The following is a 7,346-nucleotide window of genomic DNA, read 5'->3' as shown; positions in this document are numbered from 1 at the left end:
TCGTGTTCATGGGGGTAGCTCCTTCGGGGGTAGGAACACCCGCATCACCAGGGGGGCGGTGACGGGGGTGTGAGCACCTCGTCCGGCGCTGCACAAGAAGGGGGAAAGTCTGGGGGGCGGCGGCCTGCGAGCGGGGGGCTCGTGGCGCCGGGACCGTGTGTAACGACCGTCGAGCCGGGGTGATTCCCGGGGCCGGCCTGCCGCGGGATACCGGATCTAGCCGGTACGCTCGGCGGGCCTGCGATCGTTCGGGGATCTGCAACGACCCGGCCGGGCTGGCCATTCCCACCCTCACGACGGGGGCGGGGGTGGCCGTGGTCCTGCGATCGTCAGGGTGTGTAACGACCCCCGGCCCGCCACGATTCCAGCCCACGGATGCCGCCGGTCACACCCCAGGACGCCGACAACCGGACATCCCACTCATCCGGCAGGGAGCACACCGGTCACCGCGCCCAACTGGCCCGCCGGGACGCGGGCCGGACAGTGGGCTCGGACGGTGATCCATTCGGGTTCGGTGATGTCGGGGTATCCGACGTGGGTTGATACCGCGACATCGGCGAAGTCGAGTGGATCAAGGGAGGGGCTGGTGTCACCCCTCCAGGCGAGAGCGGACCTTTCCGGCACAGGCCCCCACCACGGCCTGCGCGTCGAGTCCCAGACTCTCGATGGCCACCAGCGCGGTGAACACCACGTCGGCCAACTCGGCTGCCACGTCCTCGCGGGTGTGGGTGACACCCTTGCGCGGATTCTGCCCGAGTAGACCGATCCAGGCGGCCGACGCCTCCCCCGCCTCCTCGGTGAGTTTGAGGATGCGGCAGGTCAGTTCCGTCTGCCCGGTGCCGTTCGCCGCGTCCAGCCAGCTCCGCGCAGCCCGGGCCGCCGCCCAGATCGAGTCGTCCACGGCGACCAGTCAACCCGACGGTCCCGACCGACCACACACCCGGCCCGCACAATCGAGGGGCGCACCGCGTCGCCGGGCATCCCCCAGGTCACACGGCCGCCCACGGACGACTCGGGGCTGGTCTGATCGGCCGGACAGGCGACTCTGACCGGTCCGTCAGCTCAGGCATTGACTCCTGTCGACGGCAGTCCTAGGTTCAGGACGCTACCGGCCGGTAGGCAACCGTCCCGCCTGGTCGCCCCGCAGGCGACATCCGTCCGATGGGGAGCATCGATGCTGTCCGTACCCATTCGCACCCTGCGCCGTCTGGTCGCCACCACCGCGACACTGACCCTGACCGTCGGGCTGCTCGGCGCCGCGCCCAGCACCGCCGCCACATCCACCGCCGCCGCATCCACCGCCGCCGCGGCCAGCAGCGCCGGCCACGACCCCTCCGACGACCAGCCGCTGCCCGGCTACACCTTCCAGAATCCGCCGCTGGCGCCGCTGGTGGTGGCCGGCAAACCCACGACGGTACGCCAGGGCGTGCACCGGCACGCCGCGTACATCATCGAAGTTCCCGCCCGATGGAACGGTGACCTCGTCGTGTGGGCGCACGGCTACCGTGGCCAGGGCACGGTGCTCTCGCCGGAGCCGCCGGCCTTCGAGCTACGCCAGCGACTGCTGACGCAGGGGTACGCGTGGGCGTCGTCGTCGTACGACCGCAACGGCTTCGACATCCGCTCCGGGGTGCTGAGCACGAAGGACCTCGCCGACCACTTCGGGCGGATGGTGCGCAGACCCCACCGCACCTACCTGGCCGGGGTGTCGATGGGCGGATACGTCATCGGGCGCTCGCTGGAGCAGTACCCCGGCTACTACGACGGAGCGCTGCCCATGTGCGGCGTGCTCGGTGACCAGACGCTGCTGGACTTCTATCTCGACTACAACCTGGTCGCGCAGGCCCTCGCGGGAGTGCGGGCCTACCCGACGCCTGCCGACTACCTGAGCAACGCCGTGCCGCGCATCCAGGTGGCGCTCGGTCTGGCGGGGCTCACGCCCACCGGTCCGGACACCACGACCGACCGGGGCAAGCAGCTGCGGGCCATCACCGTGAACCGGTCGGGCGGGCCACGGCCCGGCGCCGAGGCGGCCTTCGCGGTCTGGAAGGACTTCCTCTTCTCCATCGCGGTGACCGACGGCGGCGACTCCCCCGCCCAGCGGCCCAGCCAGATCTCCACAAACCTGCTGACCCGCTACACCCCGAACAGCCCGATCACCGTCAACTCGTCCGTGCAGCGGGTGGCCCCGGAGAACATCGTGCAGCGGCTCCTGCCGACGCTGACCGAGGTGCCGAAGATCGCCGGGCGGCCGAGCGCGCCCGTGGTCAGCCTGCACGACCTGGGCGACATGTTCGTTCCGTTCAGCATGGAGCAGGCGTACGCCACAGACGTGGCACGCAACGGTCGCAGCCGGCTGGTGGTGCAGCGGGCCATCCGGGCCGCGCAGCACTGCGAGTTCAGCCCGGCCGAGGCCGGCGCCGCCTGGGACGACCTGGTGACCTGGGTACGCACCGGCAGGCGACCGGCCGGCGACACGGTGACCGATCCGGCGGTGGTGGCCCGACCCGAGTACGGCTGCCGGTTCAGCGACCGGGCCGCGTACGCCGCCGGGGTGGGCACCCGCCGCCTGTACGCGGCCTGCTGACCTGCCGGAACCAGAAAAGCCGGCCGGCTCCCGTAGAAGGGGGCCGGCCGGCGTGTGTGTGCGTGTGGTGTCACCAGAGCTGCTGGACGACGTCCGCCGCCTGCTCCTCCCACTGCGCGTACGCGTAGGGGAAGGCGGAGACCTGCACGGTCTGCGCGGCGGCGGTCAGTGGCAGGTCCTGCCAGCCGCCCACGTTCTTGAGGGCGCTGAAGAACGCCGTGGCGGCGTACTCCGGGTCGGTGACCTGCTCGGGCGTGCCCCAACCGGACGACGGACGCTGCTGGAACAGGCCCTGCGAGTCGTGGTCGTTGTACGCGCCGAGGTGGCCGAGGTTGTAGAGCTTCGACTCCTGCAACGACGTGGCGACGCCGATCACCGCGCCACGGTCGCCGACGCCTGTCTTCTTGGCCGCGTCCACGATCTTGCGGGCGTTGTCGAGCTGCGCGTCGTCGAGCGGGATGCGCGACTGGGCGCCCTCGATGCCGTGCGGGATCAGCTCGTCGCGGCTCGGCTTGCCGGCCGGCGGCTTGCCGGTGGCGGAGCCGGTGGTCAGCCCGGACTCGACGGGCTGCTCCTCGTGGTGAACCGCGGTGGCGGCCTTGCCCGTGGTGGCCTTGCCGGTGGCGAGGTCGATGGCGGCGACGGCACCCTGGTGCGGGCCGGAGGTGACCGGCGCGGCGGCCGCGGTCGGCGCGAGGGCCAGACCGCCGAGGGCAGCCACACCCACCACGCTCAACGCGGTCTTGCGGTACGAGTCCTTAGCGATGGCGGGGAGCCATCGAGTGAAGTCGGGCTTCACGATGGTTCCTTTCGATCGTGCGGAGCGCTCCGGGGTGAACACTCCTCGGGAGATGACCGCGGAAAGGGGTTTGGGCTCCGGCGGTACGGGGGACACAACCGGGTTGACGTGTCGGTCATTCCGGAAATGCCGGGCGGCCGCGAAGTGCGGTCCCGGTCACCTCCGGGAAACGGGACACACAGGCCTTTCGGCGACGAGGCGGACTGTCAGTGAGAAGGCTCGCCGAACCGGACCAGAACGTGCCAGAGCTGCTTGAGGTGCTGCAGGGTGTCCGCGATCGGACCCCGATCCGCCCACCGCTCCGGTTCGGTCACCACCGACACCGCGCCCCGACCGATCAGCGCCGCGTCCACCGGGGCGCCCGGCCGGGCGAACTCGCGGTGCAGCCGAGCGGCCAGCACCGGGATCGCGGGGCCCCGGAACTCGGCGTCGACACGGTCGACGGCCAGCGCGAAGCCGGGGTGCCAGCGCAGCGGAAACCCGTGACGCTGGGCGATCGATTCCAGCGTCGCCCCGGTCGGGGTGCCGGCGAACGACGGGTCCACCACCAGTTCCTCGACGTCGTGCGCGAGGTCGAGGGGGCCGTGGATCTGGGCCTCCACGTAGTCGTCGAGTGCGCGCCCGACCGTGGCCCGCGCGCTCGACGCCTCCAGCAACGTCCGCGCCAGGGTGGCGACGTCCGTCCCGGACCGGCCCAGGCACTCGCCCGTGCCGGCGACGCCGGCCAGCAGTCCGGCGAGGACCGCCTCGAACGCATCGGTCGTGCCCACCACGGTGGGGTCCAGGTGGCTGTCGCCGAGGCAGTAGGTCGCCCGGGCCAGCACCTCCGGGCGTAGCCGCAGGTGACAGGAGCCGAAGCGGGGACAGGCGCCGTCCGCGTGGTCGAGCAGGTTCAGTCCGCCGTACGTGGGCCGATCCGTCGGTGCCACCCCGGGCCGCTGGTACGCGCCGCCGAACATCCGGTGTTCCCACCGGTCGCGGTCGCCACCCGGGTACGCGGTCAGGCCACCGTTGGAGATCCCCGTGACGAACTGACTGCGGTACACCCCGTCCTCGGCCAGCGCGGACGCGACGGCCCGCCCGTCGGTGCACAGGCGATCGGGGTGGAAGTTGACGGTGAGCCGGCCACTGTCGGCTGCCGCGGCGAGCAGTAGTTCCGGCCGGTGGCCGACGTCGGCGGCGACGAGTTCCCGTTCGATGGCGGCGAGCGCCGCGCGACGCTCGGCCACGGCCGACGACCGCACGTACGCGAGGGCAGCCACCTGCGCCGAGGTGGGGGCGGCGGCGCGGAGCCCACCCCGCTCAGACGTCGCCGTCATGTCCGGGGTCCTCGGCTGCCGGCGTACCCAACTCCTCGAAGACGGTGATCTGCAGGTCCGCCGGGGCGTCCAGGCGGGAGTTCAGCGACTGCCACGGTGTACGCGTCGGCGGCGCGATCTCGCTCGCCCCGGCGGCGACCAGCCGGGCCGTGGTCGCCCGCGCGTCGCCCACCTCGAAGGCCACCCGGAGTCGCGGCGCGACCTGCCGGCCCACCTCGACCTCGTCGATCATGCGCTTCTGCGCGGGGTTGGCGATCTCCAGGGTGGCCCGGCCGGCATCCAGGATCACCACCCGGGCATCCCCGTCACCGGTGAACGCCGCCTCCTCGGGCAGGCCCAGGGCGTCCCGGTAGAACGCCACCGCTGCCTCGTGGTCCGCTGCCTCCACGACGAGGCGCAGCTGACGGACGACGGGGACGGGGTGCTCGGCGACCATGCGCCGGATCCTAGCAACGCCCTAGGCTGACACATTGTCCCGAAGGGAGCGACGATGGTCGAGACGTACGGCGACGACGCGTACCTGCTGCGCCCGGTCGGTCGGGTCGCCTCGCCGCTGACCGACGCGGCGAGCGCACCCCGGCAGGGCGACGAGGGCGCGCCGACCGCGTGGCTGATCTTCGACCCGCGGGTCGAGCGGGCCCTGAGCGACCTGTCGGCCGGCGCGGAGCTGCTGGTGCTGACCTGGTTGGACCGCGCCCGGCGCGACGTGCTGGCCGTGCACCCGCGCGGAGACGAGACCCGCCCCCGCACGGGCGTGTTCAGCACCCGCTCCCCGCACCGGCCCAACCCGATCGGCCTGCACCGGGTGCGGGTGCTGGCGGTGGACGGACTGCGGGTCGAGGTGGCCGACCTGGAGGCCCTGGACGGCACACCCGTCCTGGACGTCAAACCGGTGCTGGGCGCCGCCGACGAACGCTGACGTCAGTGCCCGCGTGCCAGCCACTCCGGTAGGCGGGGGGCCTCCGCGCCGATCGTGGTGTCGTCGCCGTGCCCGGTGTGCACGACCGTGTCCGGGGGCAGGGTCAGCAGCCGGGTCCGGATCGACTGCACGATGGTGTCGAAGTCGCTGTACGAGCGCCCGGTCGCGCCCGGCCCACCCTGGAACAGGGTGTCGCCGGTGAACACCGCCGAAAGGTCCGGGGCGTGGAAGCTGCACGCGCCGGGACTGTGCCCGGGGGTGTGCAGCACCCGCAGCGCGGTGCCGGCCACCTCGATGCTCTGCCCGTCCCACAACTCGCCGTGTGGCGGCAGGTGGGGGTGGACCAGGTCCCACAGCACCCGGTCGGCGGCGTGCAGCAGCACCGGAGCGCCGGTGGCCTCGGCCAGTTCGGGGGCCACCCGTACGTGGTCGTCGTGGGCGTGGGTGGCCAGGATGGCCCGGACCCGACGGTCGCCCACCAGCGCGAGGATCGCGGCCACGTCGTGTGGGGCGTCGAGGATGACGCACTCCTCGTCGTCGCCGATCACCCAGACGTTGTTGTCGACCTCGAACGTCTGCCCGTCCAGGGAGAACGTGCCGGAGGTGACCGCGTGGTCGACCCGGGCGGTCATCAGAACACCACCACCGAGCGGAGCACGTCGCCGTGGTGCATCCGGTCGAAGGCGTTCTCGACCTGGTCGAGGGCGATCTCCTCGGTGACGAAGGCGTCCAGGTCGAGACGACCCTGCAGGTACAGCTCGGTGAGCATCGGGAAGTCCCGGCTGGGCAGGCAGTCGCCGTACCAGCTGGACTTGAGGGCCCCGCCACGCCCGAAGACGTCCAGCAGCGGCAACTCGATCTGCATCTGCGGCGTCGGCACGCCGACAAGCACCACGGTGCCGGCGAGGTCCCGGGCGTAGAACGCCTGCTTCCAGGTCTCCGGTCGACCCACCGCGTCGATCACCACGTCGGCGCCGAAGCCGCCGGTGGCGGCACGGATCGCCTCGACCGGATCGGTCTCGGAGGCGTTCACGGTGTGGGTGGCGCCGAACTTCCGGGCCCAGTCCAGCTTGCGGCTGTCGGTGTCCACCGCGACGATCGTGGTGGCGCCGGCGAGGGCCGCGCCGACGACCGCCGCGTCCCCGACACCGCCGCAGCCGATCACCGCGACCGAGTCGCCGCGGGTCACGTTGCCGGTGTTCATCGCCGCGCCCAGCCCGGCCATCACGCCGCAGCCGAGCAGGCCCACGGCCGCCGGCCGGGCGGCCGGGTTCACCTTCGTGCACTGGCCGGCGTGCACGAGCGTCTTCTCGGCGAACGCGCCGATGCCCAGCGCCGGGGCGAGTTCCGTGCCGTCGGTGAGGGTCATCCGCTGCGCGGCGTTGTGGGTGTTGAAGCAGTACCAGGGCCGACCACGGCGGCAGGCCCGGCAGACCCCACAGACCGCCCGCCAGTTGAGCACCACGAAGTCGCCCGGGGCGACGTCGGTGACGCCGTCGCCCACCTGCTCGACGACCCCCGCCGCCTCGTGCCCGAGCAGGAACGGGTAGTCGTCGTTGATGCCACCCTCGCGGTAGTGCAGGTCGGTGTGGCAGACCCCGCAGGACTGGATCCGGACGATCGCCTCACCGGGGCCGGGATCGGGCACCACGATGGTGGTGACCTCGACCGGCGCGCCCTTGCTGCGGGAGATGACTCCCCGGACTTCCTGGCTCACTTCGC

8 protein-coding genes are annotated in these 7,346 nt (G+C 72.3%); 2 read left to right on the top strand and 6 right to left on the bottom strand.

What is annotated here, in order from left to right; all coding sequences use genetic code 11:
* Window positions 1-589 precede the first annotated feature (589 nt).
* Window positions 590-901, bottom strand: coding sequence for a MazG-like family protein (locus tag ACGFIE_RS33465; RefSeq protein WP_393302570.1), 312 nt, complete (start codon window positions 899-901; stop codon window positions 590-592).
* Between the two features lie 273 nt (window positions 902-1,174).
* On the opposite strand from ACGFIE_RS33465, the gene ACGFIE_RS33460 reads away from it, so the two are divergent.
* Window positions 1,175-2,587 (top strand): hypothetical protein, encoded by a 1,413-nt coding sequence (locus ACGFIE_RS33460; protein WP_393302567.1) that lies wholly within the window; start codon window positions 1,175-1,177, stop codon window positions 2,585-2,587.
* A 70-nt stretch (window positions 2,588-2,657) separates the two neighbouring features.
* On the opposite strand, the gene ACGFIE_RS33455 is transcribed toward ACGFIE_RS33460, so the two are convergent.
* The 3 genes from ACGFIE_RS33455 to ACGFIE_RS33445 form a co-directional block, all read right to left on the bottom strand.
* Window positions 2,658-3,386, bottom strand: coding sequence for a hypothetical protein (locus ACGFIE_RS33455; RefSeq protein WP_393302565.1), 729 nt, complete (start codon window positions 3,384-3,386; stop codon window positions 2,658-2,660).
* A 206-nt stretch (window positions 3,387-3,592) separates the two neighbouring features.
* Window positions 3,593-4,705: a DUF3626 domain-containing protein gene (locus ACGFIE_RS33450; protein WP_393302562.1), complete on the bottom strand. Its 1,113-nt coding sequence runs from the start codon at window positions 4,703-4,705 to the stop codon at window positions 3,593-3,595.
* The gene (locus ACGFIE_RS33445; RefSeq protein ID WP_393302560.1) at window positions 4,689-5,141 is read right to left on the bottom strand and encodes a VOC family protein; all 453 of its coding nucleotides are present in this window, start codon (window positions 5,139-5,141) and stop codon (window positions 4,689-4,691) included. The genes ACGFIE_RS33450 and ACGFIE_RS33445 overlap by 17 nt, the downstream gene beginning before the upstream one ends.
* Window positions 5,142-5,195: 54 nt before the next feature.
* Between ACGFIE_RS33445 and tsaA the strand changes: the two genes are divergently transcribed.
* Window positions 5,196-5,624, top strand: a complete 429-nt coding sequence (gene tsaA, locus ACGFIE_RS33440; RefSeq protein WP_393302557.1) for a tRNA (N6-threonylcarbamoyladenosine(37)-N6)-methyltransferase TrmO — start codon at window positions 5,196-5,198, stop codon at window positions 5,622-5,624.
* Window positions 5,625-5,626: 2 nt separating this feature from the next.
* Here tsaA and ACGFIE_RS33435 read toward each other — a convergent pair whose 3' ends face one another.
* Window positions 5,627-6,256: an MBL fold metallo-hydrolase gene (locus tag ACGFIE_RS33435; RefSeq protein ID WP_393302555.1), complete on the bottom strand. Its 630-nt coding sequence runs from the start codon at window positions 6,254-6,256 to the stop codon at window positions 5,627-5,629.
* Window positions 6,256-7,341, bottom strand: coding sequence for an S-(hydroxymethyl)mycothiol dehydrogenase (locus tag ACGFIE_RS33430; RefSeq protein ID WP_393302552.1), 1,086 nt, complete (start codon window positions 7,339-7,341; stop codon window positions 6,256-6,258). The genes ACGFIE_RS33435 and ACGFIE_RS33430 overlap by 1 nt, the downstream gene beginning before the upstream one ends.
* Between the last annotated feature and the right edge of the window lie 5 nt (window positions 7,342-7,346).

Origin of the sequence: Micromonospora sp. NPDC049275, from assembly GCF_043197115.1 — a bacterium.
Classification (GTDB): Bacteria; Actinomycetota; Actinomycetes; order Mycobacteriales; family Micromonosporaceae; genus Micromonospora.
This window is presented reverse-complemented; position numbering and strand designations above follow the sequence as displayed.

Excerpts from the sequence above, each read along its gene's own strand:
- ACGFIE_RS33435 (WP_393302555.1), bottom strand. The coding sequence starts at position 6,256 with ATGACCGCCCGGGTCGACCACGCGGTCACCTCCGGCACGTTCTCCCTG.
- ACGFIE_RS33460 (WP_393302567.1), top strand. The coding sequence starts at position 1,175 with ATGCTGTCCGTACCCATTCGCACCCTGCGCCGTCTGGTCGCCACCACC.
- ACGFIE_RS33450 (WP_393302562.1), bottom strand. The coding sequence starts at position 4,705 with ATGACGGCGACGTCTGAGCGGGGTGGGCTCCGCGCCGCCGCCCCCACC.
- ACGFIE_RS33445 (WP_393302560.1), bottom strand. The coding sequence starts at position 5,141 with ATGGTCGCCGAGCACCCCGTCCCCGTCGTCCGTCAGCTGCGCCTCGTC.
- tsaA (WP_393302557.1), top strand. The coding sequence starts at position 5,196 with ATGGTCGAGACGTACGGCGACGACGCGTACCTGCTGCGCCCGGTCGGT.